Raw genomic sequence first — 14,867 nt, 5'->3', positions numbered from 1 at the left:
GCAATTCGCTATACTCCGCACCAAATTGATACGAAAAGGCAATCTCGATGGAATTTGAATTCATCCGTAACACGTTAATGGGCGAGTACTACGTAAAATGCAGCATGGGGCATGAGATTGTTGGGCGCTGGCTGCAAGAAGAAATTGGCAAAGATCCTATGAAGATTGCTCAGGTTGAAAAGTTAATTGAGCAGTCATTTTCAGCGCCTTCTCAAGAGCATAACCTAACAGGTACAGAAATTAGCTTGATGATTCTGGGTGATGAAGTCCTAGTGCAAGAAAACGCATTGGCCCATGACCATGATGTTGAGATGGAAAGTGAATTCGATTTCTACAATGCAGAAAGTACAGCAAGCTGTGGAATAGAGGACTTCATGATTCTTATCGAGCGATGGAAAGACTTTTTGAACATTTAGTGCACAGTTTTGGGTAACTTTCCTTCTGTTGCTTTAAATTTGTGAAAAGGGCGCACCGATATGGTGCGCCCTTTTTGTTTATAGATATGTAAATTGACGTTAGTTTTTATTATTCAATGACTTAAAAACTTGGCACGTAGATTGGATTATTAGAAGTGTTTCAGGATGAAAGCTTCGGAGAGAATTGAATGAAAATAATCAATGCCATTATTAAGCCGTTTAAATTAGACGATGTGCGAGAAGCATTGGCTAACGTCGGTATCGAAGGGATGACGGTATCAGAAGTTAAAGGGTTTGGTCGTCAAAAAGGCCACACGGAACTGTATCGCGGCGCTGAGTATCAGGTCGATTTCCTACCAAAAGTGAAAATTGAAATCGCTACTCACGCGGATAATGTTGAGCGAGTGGTTGAAGCGATTACAAAAGCTGCGCAAACAGGAAAGATTGGTGACGGTAAAATTTTTGTCTACGACCTGAACCAAGCGGTGCGTATCCGAACGGGCGAAATGGACGCAGAAGCACTTTAAGAATTCAAGGGATTGGAGAAACTTATTATGGAATTAACAACAACAGTAACCGAGTTACGTTACGCACTTGACACCTTTTTCTTCCTCATTTCCGGTGCGTTGGTAATGTGGATGGCAGCTGGTTTTGCGATGCTAGAAGCGGGTCTTGTGCGATCTAAGAACACAACAGAAATTCTTACGAAGAACATCTGTTTGTACGCAATTGCATGTACGATGTTTCTGATCGTTGGTTACAACATCATGTATGTCGACAACGGGGAAGGAGGCTGGTTACCTTCATTTGGTGCGCTGATTGGTACCCAAGGAGAAGGGGCTGATCACTCTCTAGAGTCTGACTTCTTCTTCCAAGTCGTCTTCGTTGCAACCGCAATGTCCGTCGTTTCTGGTGCGGTGGCTGAACGTATGAAGCTTTGGTCTTTCTTGGTTTTCTCTGCGATTTTGACCGCATTTATCTACCCAATGGAAGGTTATTGGACATGGGGCGGTGGTTTCCTAGCAGAAGCTGGATTTAGCGACTTTGCGGGTTCAGGTATCGTACATATGGCTGGTGCTTCTGCAGCTCTCGCAGGTGTGTTATTGCTTGGTGCTCGTAAAGGTAAATATGGCAAAAACGGTGAAATCTACCCGATTCCAGGTTCAAACATGCCTTTGGCAACATTAGGTACTTTCATCCTTTGGTTTGGTTGGTTTGGGTTTAACGGTGGTTCTCAGTTGATGGTTTCAGACTTTGAGAACGCAACAGCGGTAGGTCAGATCTTCCTAAACACCAACGCAGCAGCTGCTGCAGGTGCTATTGCGGCGCTATTTGTATGTAAAACGACTTGGGGCAAAGCGGATTTAACGATGATTCTCAATGGTGCGCTAGCTGGCTTGGTTGCTATCACCGCAGATCCTCTATCACCATCGCCATTATATGCAGTTGCTATCGGTGCAGTATCTGGCGCGCTAGTCGTATTCAGCATCATTGGCCTAGATAAACTAAAAATTGATGACCCAGTCGGTGCGATTTCAGTGCACGGTGTTTGTGGCTTCTTTGGTTTGATGGTCGTACCACTAAGTAACGGCGATGCTACATTCGGTGCACAGCTTTTAGGTGCTGTCGTTATCTTTGCTTGGGTATTTGGTGCCAGTCTAGTGGTGTGGGCTATCTTGAAAGCAACCGTTGGAATTCGCGTCACGGAAGATGAAGAAATGGAAGGTATGGACATGCATGATTGTGGCGTCGGTGCGTACCCAGAATTTGTCACTGTGAAGTAATCAATAGCCTGTAATAAATAGTTACACTCTCAACATTAAAAAACCTGCTCCGATGAGCAGGTTTTTTAATATTTGTCATTGTCTTCTTATTGAACATACATATAATAACGCAACTGATAAACGTTATCATTAGCATGGTAAAGGATTAAACAATGAAAAAACTGCTAACTCTTTCAGCATTAACTTGCGCAACCTTAGCTCCAACAGCAATGGCTGCTGAAGAAGTGAACGTCTACTCTTACCGTCAACCTTTCCTAGTTGAACCTATGTTCAACGAGTTCACTAAAGAAACTGGCATCAAAGTAAACGTAAAATTTGCTAAAAAAGGCTTAGCAGAAAAGCTAGCTCAAGAAGGCGAGTACAGCCCAGCTGACGTTATCCTTACGACAGACATCAGTCGTCTAGCTGAACTGACAAACAAAGGTTTAGTTCAGAAAGTAGATAGCAAAATCATTGAAGAAAACGTACCAGCTCAATACCAAGATAAAGAGAATGAGTGGTTTGCCCTAACTCTACGCTCACGTAGTGTTTACTCTTCACGTGATCGCGTAGGTAAACTAGGCGCAGATTTCAACTATGCAGATCTAGCTAAGCCAGAGTTCAAAGGTAAAATTTGTACTCGTAGCGGTAAGCACCCGTACAACGTTTCTCTAGTTTCAGCAATGATTGCTCACAATGGCGAAGCAGAAACCAAAGAGTGGTTGGAAGGCGTGAAAGCAAACCTTGCTCGCAAACCACAAGGCAACGATCGTGCACAAGTTAAAGCGATCAAAGAAGGTCTATGTGATGTTTCTCTAGGTAACAGCTACTACCTAGGTAAAATGGTTAATGACAAAGAGCAAAAAGCTTGGGCAGATGCAGTTTACATCAACTTCCCTAACCAAGAGACTACAGGTACTCACGTAAACATCTCTGGTATGGCGATGGCGAAGTACTCTCCAAACAAAGACAATGCTGTGAAGCTAATGGAATTCCTAACGGGTGACAAAGCGCAGCAGATGTACGCAGAAGTTAACTACGAGTACCCTGTTAAAGAAGGCGTGAAGCGTTCTGAACTTGTGGAATCTTGGGGTGACTTTAAAGCAGACAAGCTTTCTCTAGACGATATTGCAGCCAACCACGAAGCGGCAATTAAGCTATTAGACGAAGTGAAATTTGACCTTTAATTCCTTGTGGGGGTATAACAGTACCCCCATTTGATTAAAGGATATGAGATGTATTTGCAACAGCATTTGTATTTCATACAGCCTTGCAGTAATTAGGCGATGAAAGATAAACACTCTTTATGGAAAACCAGTAGTGGGGTAATAACTCTGTTACTGGTTTTGCCGATCTTAGCGATCTTCTACACCGCAATTGGTGAAACGGATGATTTGTTTGCCCATTTAATGGCGACAGTCATGCCGACTTATATTTTTAACACGGTTGCGCTCACTATTGGCGTAATGGTGTTGTCCTTAATTCTTGGTATACCAAGCGCTTGGATAATGGCCATGTGTAAACTGCCGACCGAAAAATGGTTGCAGTGGGCATTGGTGCTACCTCTTGCGATGCCAGGTTATATCATTGGTTATATTTTTACTGATTGGTTTGATTTTGCAGGACCGATTCAGATCTTTTTGCGTGATGTAACCGGATGGGGACCTGGCGAGTATTGGTTCCCTGATATTCGCACCTTGCCTGGCGCGACCTTTGTGTTGGCTTTAGTGCTGTACCCTTATGTGTATTTGCTGTGTCGAGCTGCATTTATGGAGCAAAATGTCTCTTTGTTGCAAAGCGCGCGTTTGCTCAAATGCTCTCCATGGGAAAGCTTTTGGCGCATCTCGATGCCGTTAGTAAGACCTTCTATCGCAGTGGGGTTATCATTGGTCGCAATGGAGACCATCGGTGACTTTGGTACTGTAAGTTACTTCGCTGTGAATACGTTAACCACAGCGGTCTACGATACTTGGTTGGGATACTCTAATCTTAATGCAGCAGCCAAGATTTCAGCCATGATGCTCGTCATTGTAGTACTGCTCCTCAGTGCCGAACGCTACAGTCGTCGTAAACAAAAGCTTTTTCAAAGCCAATTTAACAGTCACGAAGATTTTCGTTATGAGTTGACGGGCTGGAAAAAGTGGACCGCGCTGGTTTGGTGTTGGGGCTTGGTTTCGGTCGCGTTTATTTTGCCATTACTACAGCTGATTGATTATGCGATAACTTACTTTGCGCAGAGTTGGACCCCCGAGTTTCGTGAATACGCATGGAATAGTTTGGTCGTGTCGGTTATTGCCGCCATTATTGGTGTTGCTGTCGCACTGATCGTTAACTTTACCCATCGCGTCAATGGCAAGCGCGAAAGCTTGGCATTTATGCGTCTTTCTTCGATGGGGTATGCAGTGCCAGGAACCGTATTAGCGATTGGTGTGATGGTCGCAGTACTGTTTATGGATCACCGCGTCAACGACCTTGCTAAAGCCATGGAGTGGGGCAGACCGGGACTTATTTTTTCTGGCTCCATGTTCGCCCTGGTTTTTGCCATGGTTGTGCGCTTTTCAGCGGTGGCGATTGGTAGTATCGAAAGTAACTTAAATAAAATTTCGCCTTCGTTAGATATGGCGTCTCGCACCATGGGTTGTAAGCCTAATGCCATGCTGTGGCGTGTGCACTTTCCGCTGGTTAAACGTGGTGCACTGATTGCGGCTCTGTTAGTGTTTATCGAGTCGATGAAAGAGCTCAATGCGGCCCTATTACTTCGTCCGTTTAACTTTGAAACACTAGCCACATACGTTTATAACTTCGCCTCGGATGAGCATTTGGAATTGGCCGCTTTGCCTGCGGTTTTGTTGGTTCTTGTTGGGTTGATCCCGCTTGTTGTTGTTAACCGTTCACTGGAGCAAAATCACTGATGAGCTGCGCATTATCAATTAAAAACCTAACTTGCCAATATGATGATCAAACCGTACTCGAATCATTGTCTCTTGAGGTGGAACAAGGGCAAATTGTCTGTCTACTCGGTGCAAGTGGTTGCGGAAAAACAACACTATTAAAAGCCGTTGCAGGGCTATTGCCATTAACGTCAGGCGAAATGAGCTTAAATTGCGTCACGATTGATGATGGGGAGAACTGGTTGCCACCAGAACAGCGTAATATCGGGATGATTTTCCAAGATTATGCGCTTTTTCCTCACCTGACGGTGGAGCAAAATATTGCCTTTGGCTTAAAGCATTACTCGACAAAAGAGAAAAATGGCAAAGTCCAAGAGATGCTCGAGCTCGTGCATTTGCAAGGCTATGGCGATCGTTATCCTCATCAATTGTCTGGTGGACAGCAGCAGCGCGTTGCGATTGCTCGCTCATTAGCTTACAGCCCAGACTTATTGTTGCTGGATGAGCCGTTCTCTAATATTGATACGCAAGTTCGCCATGAGTTGATAAGTGAGATCCGTAAGATTTTTAAGGCGCAAGGCGTGACTGCCATTTTTGTTACGCATAGCCGTGAAGAGGCTTTTGCCTTCGCTGATAAAATGGCAGTGATGAACAATGGTGTTATCGAGCAATATGGCACGGCATCTGAGCTTTACTACCAGCCTTCAAGTAAGTTTGTTGCGGATTTCTTGGGTGGTGGTAGCTATCTTGCCGCTAAACGAGTTTCGGATTCAGAATATGAAACCCACTTGGGTGTGGTTGAAGCCACAGCCCAACAAGAGATCCCAGTGCAGTCTGAATGCTCTTTGTTGCTAAGGCCGCAACATGTGCAAATTCAATCTGATGAAGAGAGCTCAGTAACGGTGCTGGAGCAGCACTTTATGGGCGACCATTGCCGTTACGTGATTGATGCGAATGGCGACCGTTTGTTGGCTACAGCATCGCAGGCATTAAATATTGGTGAGTCTGTTGCTGTGAAAATTGAAACACAGGGCGTGCTGGCATTCGCTTAATGTCTCTGCATACGGGATTGTGAATCCATTCTCGATTTGTTGATACAAAAAAGCCCGGCAGTGATGCCGGGCAAGTGCTCTTCTCCTGTTGATGAGCGCCTTTTCAGACAGCGTCGACTCTCATCATTGTGCTCGAAGCGGGCACAAGGTCAGTTATAAAGATAAGAAGTCTTTAAACTGTTGAAGAACACGTTCCGCAGTGTCCTTATCTTGCATTTCTGCAAAAATACGTAGTAACGGCTCAGTACCAGAGAAGCGGGCGATGATCCAACCACCATTCTTGAAATACACTTTCGCACCATCTTCATAGCTGACTTTTTCGATCTCAAATTCAAACTCAGGCAACAGCTTTTCAACATAAATTTTGTTGAACAGTACCTCTTTTTGCGCTGGTTTGAATTTGCAATCGCCTTCTGCCATGTAGGCATAGCCGTACTTACCGTAGATTTCATCTAGCAACTCAGACAGCTTCTTGCCGGTTACTGAAATCATTTCAACTAACAAGCTAGACGCGAAGACGCCATCTTTACCTTTGATGTGGCCGCGAATGGTTAGGCCGCCAGAGCTTTCCCCACCAATCAGTGAGTCATCCGCTTCCATTTGAGAACTGATGTGCTTAAAGCCTACTGGTACCTCAAAGCATTTTTCACCGTGGTCTTCAGCAATTTTATCGAGAAGATGAGTCGTCGCGATGTTACGTACCACGGAACCTGTCCAACCTTTGTACTCCAATAAGTAATAATAAAGTAGAATCAGGACTTCATTTGGATGAATGAAGTTACCTTTTTCGTCAATAATACCAAGACGGTCCGCATCGCCATCGGTACCGATGCCAATATCGTAACCTTGCTCTTTTACTAGGTGCATCAAACGGTAGAGTGTTGCAGCACTTGGCGAAGGCATTAACCCACCGAAGTCTGGGTTTTTTCCATCGTTAATCACATCAACGTCACAGCGGCCGTTGATTAATACGGTTTGCAGTGCATTTTTTGCGACACCGAACATCGGGTCAATCAAAACGCGTAGGTTGGCTTTTTTGATCGACTCGATATCAATAAAGTTAATTATCGAATCTACGAATTCGTTCATCGGGTTGATAATTTGAATCAGCTTATCTTCAACCGCTTGTTCAAAATCGACACTTTTTACATCTTGTGCAGTGAGCGTATCGATTTGTGATTCGATTTTTTGGGTGATGATTTCATCTGCATCACGACCGCCTTCAATGAAGACTTTAATGCCGTTGTAATCGGCCGGGTTGTGCGATGCCGTAATACATGCCGAGTAAGCGCAGTCCATTTCCTTCGCTTTAAACATTACGATTGGCGTTGGAACAAACTTATCGATAAAGCTAACGACGATGCCGTTTGCTGCTAAAACTTCGGCAAACCAACGGCCCGCTTTATCAGACAGAAAACGTCGGTCATAGCCAATGACAAAGCCGCGATCAGCAACAGATTCGTTATTCGTAATGTTTGCGACTGCTTGAGCCACCAAACGTACATTATCTTTGGTGAATTCTTCACCGATGAATGCGCGCCAGCCGCCTGTACCAAATTTGATCATGATTCGAACCTCAATAAGGGCAGCAAGGTGCCGCGCCTTAAAATTTTGCTAGCGAACCCAATGCACAAGCTAAAAAGCAAAAGTGCATTGGGACGTATTGAAGCGATTAACCTAGTGTTACGATCACTTCGTTGACGGAACCTTCCGCTTGCACTGGTACTGATGCGCCAGTGATAGCTTCACCATTCAGAGTGATAGATTTCACGCCTTTGCTGACTGAATCAGGGTTAACAACTTTGATGTTGTAAGTCGCGCCTAGCCACTGACGAGTCACTTCAAATCCAGGCCAGTTAGTTGGAATACATGGATCGATAGTTAGGCCATCGAAGCCTGTACGCACACCAAGGATAAAGTTGGTAACAGCGAAGTAAGCCCAGCCAGATGTACCTGTTAACCATGGGTGGTTTGCACGACCGTGGTCTTGGTGGTCACGACCCATAATGAACTGAACGTATGAGTACGGTTCTGCTATACGTTTTTCGATGATGTCGTTTTGGTTGTATGGGTTGAGTGCATCGTAGAACTTCATCGCACGGTCACCACGACCTAATTTCGCTTCAGCTACCCAAGCCCATGGGTTTGGATGCGAGAAGATTGCACCGTTCTCTTTTACGCCTTGGTAAACGCGAGTTACGAAGCCGATGTCATCATTTGGTGTTGCAAAAGATGGTGAGTTTAGGTGAAGGCCGTATTCAGAGAACAGGTTCTCGTCGACCGCGTCCATCGCTTTTTCGCCGCGCTCTTGAGATACCGCACCAGAAAGTACTGCAAGCGTGTTTGACTCTAGGTGCACTCGGCCTTCTGCTTGTTGCGCTGTACCGATCTTGTCGCCATTTTTCGTCAGACCACGGATGTACCAACCGCCTTCATCATCCCAAAGGTGTGTTTCACACGCTTCACGAACGTTTGCTGCCATTTCCGTGTATTTTTCAACGTCGGCTGCTTTACCTAGGTATTTCGCTAGGTCGATGAACTCTTGCAGTGCCCAGAAGTGTAGGAACGACACCATTGAAGATTCACCACCACCTAGGTTTAGACAGTCGTTCCAGTCTGCACGCAGACCTTTACAGATACCGGTTTGACCCACGTACTCCGCAGAGAAGTCTAGCGCTGCTTTCATGTGGTCATACACGGTTGCATCACCGCCATCCGCGTAAGGAATCACTTCGTCGAAGAAGCTGTGCTCACCGGTTTCCATCACGTATTTACAGATGGTTGGTACTAGCCATAGGTGATCATCAGAGCAAGTGTCTTCAATACCGTGGATCTTATCTTCATCGGACGGAGTAGGAACAACTGTTGGAGACTTAGATGGTTTAACATCTGCTTTTTCAGGATCGAACCAATCAGGATCGAATAGGTGTAGGCCGTAACCCGCTTTTACTTGGCCGCGTAGTAGGTCCACAATGCGCTTGCGTGTCATCGCTGGGTTTGCATGTGGTACGGAAATCGCGTCCTGCGCGGTGTCACGGTAACCAAGACCAGTACGCCCGCCGACCTCAATGAACGAAGCAAAGCGAGACCAAACTACACACGTTTCTGCTTGGTATAGCGTCCAAGCATTGATCATGGTGTCTAGGCCTTCGTTTGGCGATTTCACTTGGAACTTGCCACAACGCTCATCCCAGTGTGCTTTGATGCCAGCAAATGCATTGTCGACTTCTGCAAGGTCTTGGTACTTAGCACGCAAACGTTCACCGTTACCTTTACCGATACCCAGAATGTAAGCAAAGCGAACTTCTTCACCTGGTTGGATAGTAAACTGCTTGTGCAGAGAGCCACAGTGGTTGTAACACGTTTGCGCGGTGTTAAAACACTTACCTTGCTCTACTGCTAGTGGGTTTGCTTCGTCGCGGTATAGACCTAGGAAGCTATCACGTTGGCCGTCGTATGAATCTGGATCAAACGTTGACGCTAGGTAGTAGAAACCTTCGAAGTCGTTGGTGTTGTAGTACAGGTCGTATTCAATCACGCCTTCGTTGTATGACGTACCCGCAGAGTAGAGAGACATCTGATGGTTTTGGTTATCAGATTGAATGTGGCTGAATGAGAACTCAACAAATGAGAATGCGCTGATCGTACGCGGTTTGTCAGAGGTGTTCTTGATGACCACATCCCAAATTTCTGCATCTTCGCCTTTTGGTACAAAGAGCGTTTTGGTTGCGCTAATGCCGCTGTATTCACACTTGAATTTAGAGTACGACAAACCATGACGAACTTCGTAGTTCGCTTCGTCTAGGCTTTTGGCAACTGGTTGCCAAGAGATTGACCAGTAATCTCCCGTCTCATCATCACGTAGGTAAACGTAGTGTCCTGGGCGATCGAATGTCGCATTTGGACGGAACTTAGTAACACGGTTGTATTCTGGAGAGTTGTAGAACGAATAGCCACCTGCGTTATGCGAGATAACGGTACAGAATTTTTCTGTACCTAGGTAGTTGGTCCAAGGAGCAGGTACATCAGGGCGAGTAATGACGTATTCACGATTCTCGTTATCGAAATAGCCGTATTTCATTTGTGTCTTTCCTTTTTACAAAGCTGCGTCTGCAGCCAAAATTTAAAAACTCTTCAAGCGTGATGCTTCTACATCAGCTCTGTATTACTTCCACGGTTTACGGTAATTCACTCCCTGCAAATCAAGCAGCGGTAGGTGTCCTTTCAAACGTGATAAATAGTCGGTCCAGTCTCGGTGTTGTTTGTCTGTCCAACATGCTTCTGCCATTGCGGTTAAGCGCGGGAAGACCATGTAGTCCATACGAGACTGGTTGTTGATGATTTCGCACCACAATGCGGTTTGAATGCCCCAAATGCGTTTACGTATTGGATCGTCGGCTGGCACTTCAGCGAGTGGTTCATAGTTGTAAGCTTTTTCTAGCGGCAACGGGTTAGCCCAATCCACGCCCGGTTCTTCTGGTGCGTAATCTTGGGTCATATCTAGGTAGGTTGTTTGTGCAGGTTGTAGCACCACATCGAAACCTTGGCGCGCGCAGTTCAACGCCGCTTCTTCGCTTAACCACGAATAGATCACTGTGTCTTTGCTGACTTTGTCGCCATGCTGTGCTTCTTCCCAACCCAGCATGCGCTTGCCAAGTTTGCGCAGTTTGTCTTCGGCATGACGCAAGAAGTGCCCTTGTAACTCTTTGTAGTCGCTGTAACCCAGTTGTTCCATTAGTGCTTGGCACGCTGGGCTTTTTGACCATACGCCGTTAGGTACTTCATCCGCACCGATATGAACATAAGGGGCAGGGAACAACGCGGAGACTTCTTCCAACACTTTATCGATAAACTCGTAGCTCCCCGGCAGAGCTGGGTTAATGACGTTGTCGTTGTAATGCTGAATGCTGCGGTATTCGGTGGTGTCTTCTGCTTCTACCAATAGGTGTGGTAACGACTTTATGGCAGCTCGGCAGTGGCCTGGTACATCTATTTCAGGGATAACAGTGATGCCTCGTTTCGAAGCAAATGCAACCACGTCTTTGATGTCTTCTTGAGTGTAAAAACCGCCGTAACGCTCAGCAAGGTGCGTGTACTGTGGCTCATTGGTTTCATCCAACCCACGCCATGCGCCAATATCGGTTAGTTGAGGCAATGATTTGATCTCAATTCGCCAACCTTCATCATCGGTAAGGTGCCAATGGAACGTATTGAACTTGTAGTGAGCCAACTGGTTGATCAAACGTTTGACTTGCTCAACGGAGTGAAAATGGCGAGCACAATCTAGCATCATACCGCGGTAACGAAAACGTGGTCGGTCTTTGATTGAACAGCAAACCACTTCCATTGAGGCTGGTTGATCGCCAACTTTGATCAGTTGCAATAACGTTGCACAAGCATGGGTAAAACCAGACGAAGAGCCTGCTTCAATTTTGATCGACTCTTCTGCTACCTTCAGCTTGTAAGCGCCTTCATCCAAGGTTGGGTTGCCTTTGAAGATGATCTGACTGCCATTGTCTGATACGAACTCAAATTGATGAATGCGCTTAAGCTCTTCAAGTAACCACTCTTTAGCTGAATTGGCTAGGTTTGAATAAACCGCAACGCCAGCTTGATGATTAAAGCTAAAGCAGTGATCGCTGACTTCTATATGGTTTGGTTTTGGCAATAAAGGCTGCGCATGCGTCAAGCTGGAAGGGATCTCACTACGTTCACGGTACGGTGAAGCCAATACGATCGGCGTGACATCGACTTGAGCTCGCTGAAGGTTGCCGTTGACTTCAAAGTTGACCAAGGCTTCATTGAATCCATCAGAATAGTAACGGAATGGGTTCGAACCAATACTGAACTCGCAGTAAAAATGATGGTTAGCTGCCAGCACCAACCCTTCTGGTTTGAGGGTGCAGTAGCTGCCAATTTGCTTGAGCTGACCATTCGAAATACTATCCGGCAGAATGTAGCGATCAAAAGCAAAAATCAGGCTCCAATTATGGAGATCTTGATCGCTCAAGTTATGGAAAGTCAGTCCGAAACGGCAGTTTTGCTTTTGTTCTGATAGGACGACGAGATCAACACGATATTCCATACCTACTCCTACGCCGCATTGAGCGAGTAAAGGTTATGTTCAGGTTTACCTGCAAACATAATTGCGCCTTCAATCGCGTCAAACTGTGGTTCAACAACCCATTGCTGAACGGGTGGCGAAAGCCAACGTAAAATACGTTCAGCAATGCTGCCCATTAAACAAATACGCGTTGCGCCGCGCTTGTTTAATGCCACGAGAAACATTTCTATATCAGCTACAGTTTGCTTCAGCATCTCAATTGCCAGTGCATCACCTTGTTCTGCATGTTGGAAAATTGCAGGAGAAAACTGCCCATAATCACGAGGAAGCGCTTGTTTAGACCAAGCCACCACGTTATCAACGTCATTTTCGAAATGTGCCATGACGTGTTGTGCTAGAGGCGTTTTCTCTCTGATGCCATCTTCTGCTAACAAAACTTGTTGAACTAGACGAAGCCCCATGACTGCGCCGCCACCTTGATCCGAAATCGGGAATTCACGACCACCGACAACGTGCTGCTCCAATCCTTTAAGATAGATGCCACAAGAACCCGTTCCTGCGATCATGATTGCGCCATCTTCGCCATTGTGTGCACCAACGCACGCGCCGTAAGCATCAGTATTAAGAGTCATACTGGCAAACGGATGAGGAAGAGACATGAAGGCTTGCCAAGATGCTTTGTGCTCAGCACCTGCAAGGGCTAAGCCGACGTGCATCGATGCGAAATCTTGTTGTGTCAGACCGCCTTGTTCGGCCGCCGAAGTGATGGATTCAAGAATCGAAGCCATTGCAATTTCAGCGCCTAGCATGATGTTGGCGCTGCCGCTTTTGGCCTCGCCAAGAAAATTACCTTGTGAATCTTTAATCCTGGCTCGACATGACGTGCCGCCACCATCGATACCGACAAAATACATCCCCATGATTATTGTTCCTTAATATTTTTAGAGGTTGCCAACTGAGAAATATGCTGAGCTTGACTCATTATCGCGAGTAAGTACCAAGCGCCATGCGGGATCCATTGTTCGCCCCAGCGCCAGTTTTGTAACATGTCGTCTTTTTGTGCTGGTGGGTTAAATGCGATGTCTTCCTCGTCTTCAAAGCCGCCAGTGATTCCGTTACACACACCGCCTTTAGCGTTGAAGAAACCATGTTGAGGAAGGTAATCAGGGTTGTTACGACCATGGCCATCAAGCATGCACATGTCGTATGGGTTTAAGCCTACAATCCAGTTCAATGCATCTTGAGCAAATACGGAAAGTTGTTGCTGTATTTCTTGCGATGCTATATGCGGTTGAGCAAGATACGCCATGGTTGCGAGTGAGCCCAATCGAGCATTCTCGCCTTGCCACCAATAGCCGGATTCATTGTTGTGTGCGACAAAAAATGCATCGCGTTTTGACTCATTTACGCCTTTAACATACTGGCGAGGGTAACCGAATGGGTTGGTCACTTTATTCGATATTTTGATCTCAAACTCACACGCTCGGTTAACGATGTGTTTTACCGATTCTGTCTGTACGGAGTCGTCTTCAATTGCTAGGTATTCGCATAGGGCAATAACGGGTAGACCTGCTTCGGCAGCGTGAAAGTATGGACGACTGCCGTCTTGGTTTGCTGACCAGAAGTGTTGAATCTGTTCGTCGCTCATTTGGCGAGCAACTAAGCGTTGTGCCCACAAACGGCTCTCTTCCAAGTAGCGAGTTTCTTTGGTGGCTGTAAACAGTTCTACACTGGCTAGTAGCGCACAATATTCGTCGATAATGTTTTCTTCACCATCATTGAGGTACTGCGTATTGTGCTCTTTTAAGTGCCAGTAACCATTTTCAGCAGCGTTGCGGTATTTCTGTTGATCGTATTCGCCGTGAACACTTAAACGCGACGCCGCGGCCAGCGCTGCGATGGCGACACCGCCACCTTGTCGAAAGCCTGCTTGGTAGTCGTCAAATTTGTGACCAAGTTGCGTTTCGTAGGCACAGATTTCTCGTTGCGCAGTATCTTTGCTCCACTTATCAAAGACCGTCATGTAGAAGAAGCCTTTTTCGTTTTGCATACGAACAAGGAAGTCTGCACCGAACAGGGCTTCTTCAATAAGACGTGTACGTGTGAAGGCTGCAATGTCTTCGCTTCCTTCAAGCAATGAAAGCCCTTTTAGGATGTTCCAAACCACCATTGGGGTTTGTTGAGGGTTCAAATAATTAGCGTATGAAAGATGACTTAAATACTTACTAACGTCTCCAGATGCGTCGTACCAGCCACCGTGAACATCAACTGTTTGATTGGCGTTGAGCACTGGCACTTGTCGATCTTGTTGATCGAAAACCCCACCGCAACGTTGTGATTTGAGGTAGTGGATCACATCTGACAGGGTTTGATTTAACAGAATATGTTCGCCAACAGTGAAATAAGAAGAACGCGAATCTTCCACTTGCAGGAAATAGTCGCCTGAATCTGTGAAAGATGAAAAGTCGATGAGGTAGAAGTAGCCCTGATGCCAGTTCGCCACTTTACCTTGTTCTTCAACCGCAAAAGTTGCCACGGTTTTCTCGGTAGTGGCACAAATCAATTGAGCAGTGTAAGAAGACAAGTGTGGTTGTTCGGTCTGGACAATGGCTTTCTTTGGGCCCAGATTTTCATAACCAATGTGGTTAGTCAGTAGCAGCATTCAATGTCTCCGGGAAACG

The 14,867-nt window shown here is 45.9% G+C and carries 11 protein-coding genes; 6 read left to right on the top strand and 5 right to left on the bottom strand.

The window, feature by feature from the left end; all coding sequences use genetic code 11:
* Window positions 1–47 precede the first annotated feature (47 nt).
* The 6 genes from F7Y48_RS07685 to F7Y48_RS07660 all read left to right on the top strand — a co-directional run bounded on the left by F7Y48_RS07685 (window position 48) and on the right by F7Y48_RS07660 (window position 6,122).
* Window positions 48–416, top strand: a complete 369-nt coding sequence (locus F7Y48_RS07685; protein WP_005396728.1) for a YacL family protein — start codon at window positions 48–50, stop codon at window positions 414–416.
* Window positions 417–604: 188 nt separating this feature from the next.
* Complete coding sequence (locus F7Y48_RS07680; protein WP_005396729.1) at window positions 605–943, top strand: P-II family nitrogen regulator; 339 nt, start codon at window positions 605–607, stop codon at window positions 941–943.
* A gap of 27 nt (window positions 944–970) precedes the next feature.
* A complete protein-coding gene (locus F7Y48_RS07675; RefSeq protein WP_046875065.1) occupies window positions 971–2,200 on the top strand; it encodes an ammonium transporter in 1,230 nt (409 codons plus the stop codon).
* Between the two features lie 152 nt (window positions 2,201–2,352).
* Window positions 2,353–3,366, top strand: a complete 1,014-nt coding sequence (locus tag F7Y48_RS07670; protein WP_005386566.1) for a Fe(3+) ABC transporter substrate-binding protein — start codon at window positions 2,353–2,355, stop codon at window positions 3,364–3,366.
* Between the two features lie 99 nt (window positions 3,367–3,465).
* Entirely contained in the window at window positions 3,466–5,091 is a 1,626-nt protein-coding gene (locus F7Y48_RS07665) for an ABC transporter permease (protein ID WP_005396731.1), read from the top strand.
* The gene (locus tag F7Y48_RS07660; RefSeq protein ID WP_005396732.1) at window positions 5,091–6,122 is read left to right on the top strand and encodes an ABC transporter ATP-binding protein; all 1,032 of its coding nucleotides are present in this window, start codon (window positions 5,091–5,093) and stop codon (window positions 6,120–6,122) included. Before F7Y48_RS07665 ends, F7Y48_RS07660 begins: the two co-directional genes overlap by 1 nt.
* Window positions 6,123–6,275: 153 nt before the next feature.
* Here F7Y48_RS07660 and F7Y48_RS07655 read toward each other — a convergent pair whose 3' ends face one another.
* The 5 genes from F7Y48_RS07655 to F7Y48_RS07635 all read right to left on the bottom strand — a co-directional run bounded on the left by F7Y48_RS07655 (window position 6,276) and on the right by F7Y48_RS07635 (window position 14,848).
* Window positions 6,276–7,688 (bottom strand): phosphoglucomutase/phosphomannomutase family protein, encoded by a 1,413-nt coding sequence (locus F7Y48_RS07655; RefSeq protein ID WP_316683004.1) that lies wholly within the window; start codon window positions 7,686–7,688, stop codon window positions 6,276–6,278.
* A gap of 106 nt (window positions 7,689–7,794) precedes the next feature.
* Window positions 7,795–10,203, bottom strand: coding sequence for a GH36-type glycosyl hydrolase domain-containing protein (locus tag F7Y48_RS07650; protein ID WP_316683003.1), 2,409 nt, complete (start codon window positions 10,201–10,203; stop codon window positions 7,795–7,797).
* Between the two features lie 84 nt (window positions 10,204–10,287).
* Complete coding sequence (locus F7Y48_RS07645) at window positions 10,288–12,207, bottom strand: beta-N-acetylhexosaminidase (RefSeq protein ID WP_025500271.1); 1,920 nt, start codon at window positions 12,205–12,207, stop codon at window positions 10,288–10,290.
* An 8-nt stretch (window positions 12,208–12,215) separates the two neighbouring features.
* Window positions 12,216–13,106 carry an N-acetylglucosamine kinase gene (locus F7Y48_RS07640; RefSeq protein WP_316683002.1) on the bottom strand — a complete coding sequence of 297 codons (891 nt, stop codon included), beginning with the start codon at window positions 13,104–13,106 and terminating at the stop codon, window positions 12,216–12,218.
* Window positions 13,107–13,108: 2 nt separating this feature from the next.
* Window positions 13,109–14,848 (bottom strand): glycoside hydrolase family 9 protein, encoded by a 1,740-nt coding sequence (locus F7Y48_RS07635; protein WP_316683001.1) that lies wholly within the window; start codon window positions 14,846–14,848, stop codon window positions 13,109–13,111.
* Between the last annotated feature and the right edge of the window lie 19 nt (window positions 14,849–14,867).

It is taken from the genome of Vibrio sp. 2-1-2a, assembly GCF_032648565.1.
GTDB lineage: Bacteria > Pseudomonadota > Gammaproteobacteria > Enterobacterales > Vibrionaceae > Vibrio > Vibrio diabolicus.
The sequence above is the reverse complement of the archived record's forward strand: the minus strand, read 5'-3'. Positions and strand labels throughout refer to the sequence as shown.

Coding starts and splice junctions, on each gene's coding strand:
- F7Y48_RS07685 (WP_005396728.1), top strand. CDS start 48: ATGGAATTTGAATTCATCCGTAACACGTTAATGGGCGAGTACTACGTA.
- F7Y48_RS07680 (WP_005396729.1), top strand. CDS start 605: ATGAAAATAATCAATGCCATTATTAAGCCGTTTAAATTAGACGATGTG.
- F7Y48_RS07675 (WP_046875065.1), top strand. CDS start 971: ATGGAATTAACAACAACAGTAACCGAGTTACGTTACGCACTTGACACC.
- F7Y48_RS07670 (WP_005386566.1), top strand. CDS start 2,353: ATGAAAAAACTGCTAACTCTTTCAGCATTAACTTGCGCAACCTTAGCT.
- F7Y48_RS07665 (WP_005396731.1), top strand. CDS start 3,466: ATGAAAGATAAACACTCTTTATGGAAAACCAGTAGTGGGGTAATAACT.
- F7Y48_RS07660 (WP_005396732.1), top strand. CDS start 5,091: ATGAGCTGCGCATTATCAATTAAAAACCTAACTTGCCAATATGATGAT.
- F7Y48_RS07655 (WP_316683004.1), bottom strand. CDS start 7,688: ATGATCAAATTTGGTACAGGCGGCTGGCGCGCATTCATCGGTGAAGAA.
- F7Y48_RS07650 (WP_316683003.1), bottom strand. CDS start 10,203: ATGAAATACGGCTATTTCGATAACGAGAATCGTGAATACGTCATTACT.
- F7Y48_RS07645 (WP_025500271.1), bottom strand. CDS start 12,207: ATGGAATATCGTGTTGATCTCGTCGTCCTATCAGAACAAAAGCAAAAC.
- F7Y48_RS07640 (WP_316683002.1), bottom strand. CDS start 13,106: ATGGGGATGTATTTTGTCGGTATCGATGGTGGCGGCACGTCATGTCGA.
- F7Y48_RS07635 (WP_316683001.1), bottom strand. CDS start 14,848: ATGCTGCTACTGACTAACCACATTGGTTATGAAAATCTGGGCCCAAAG.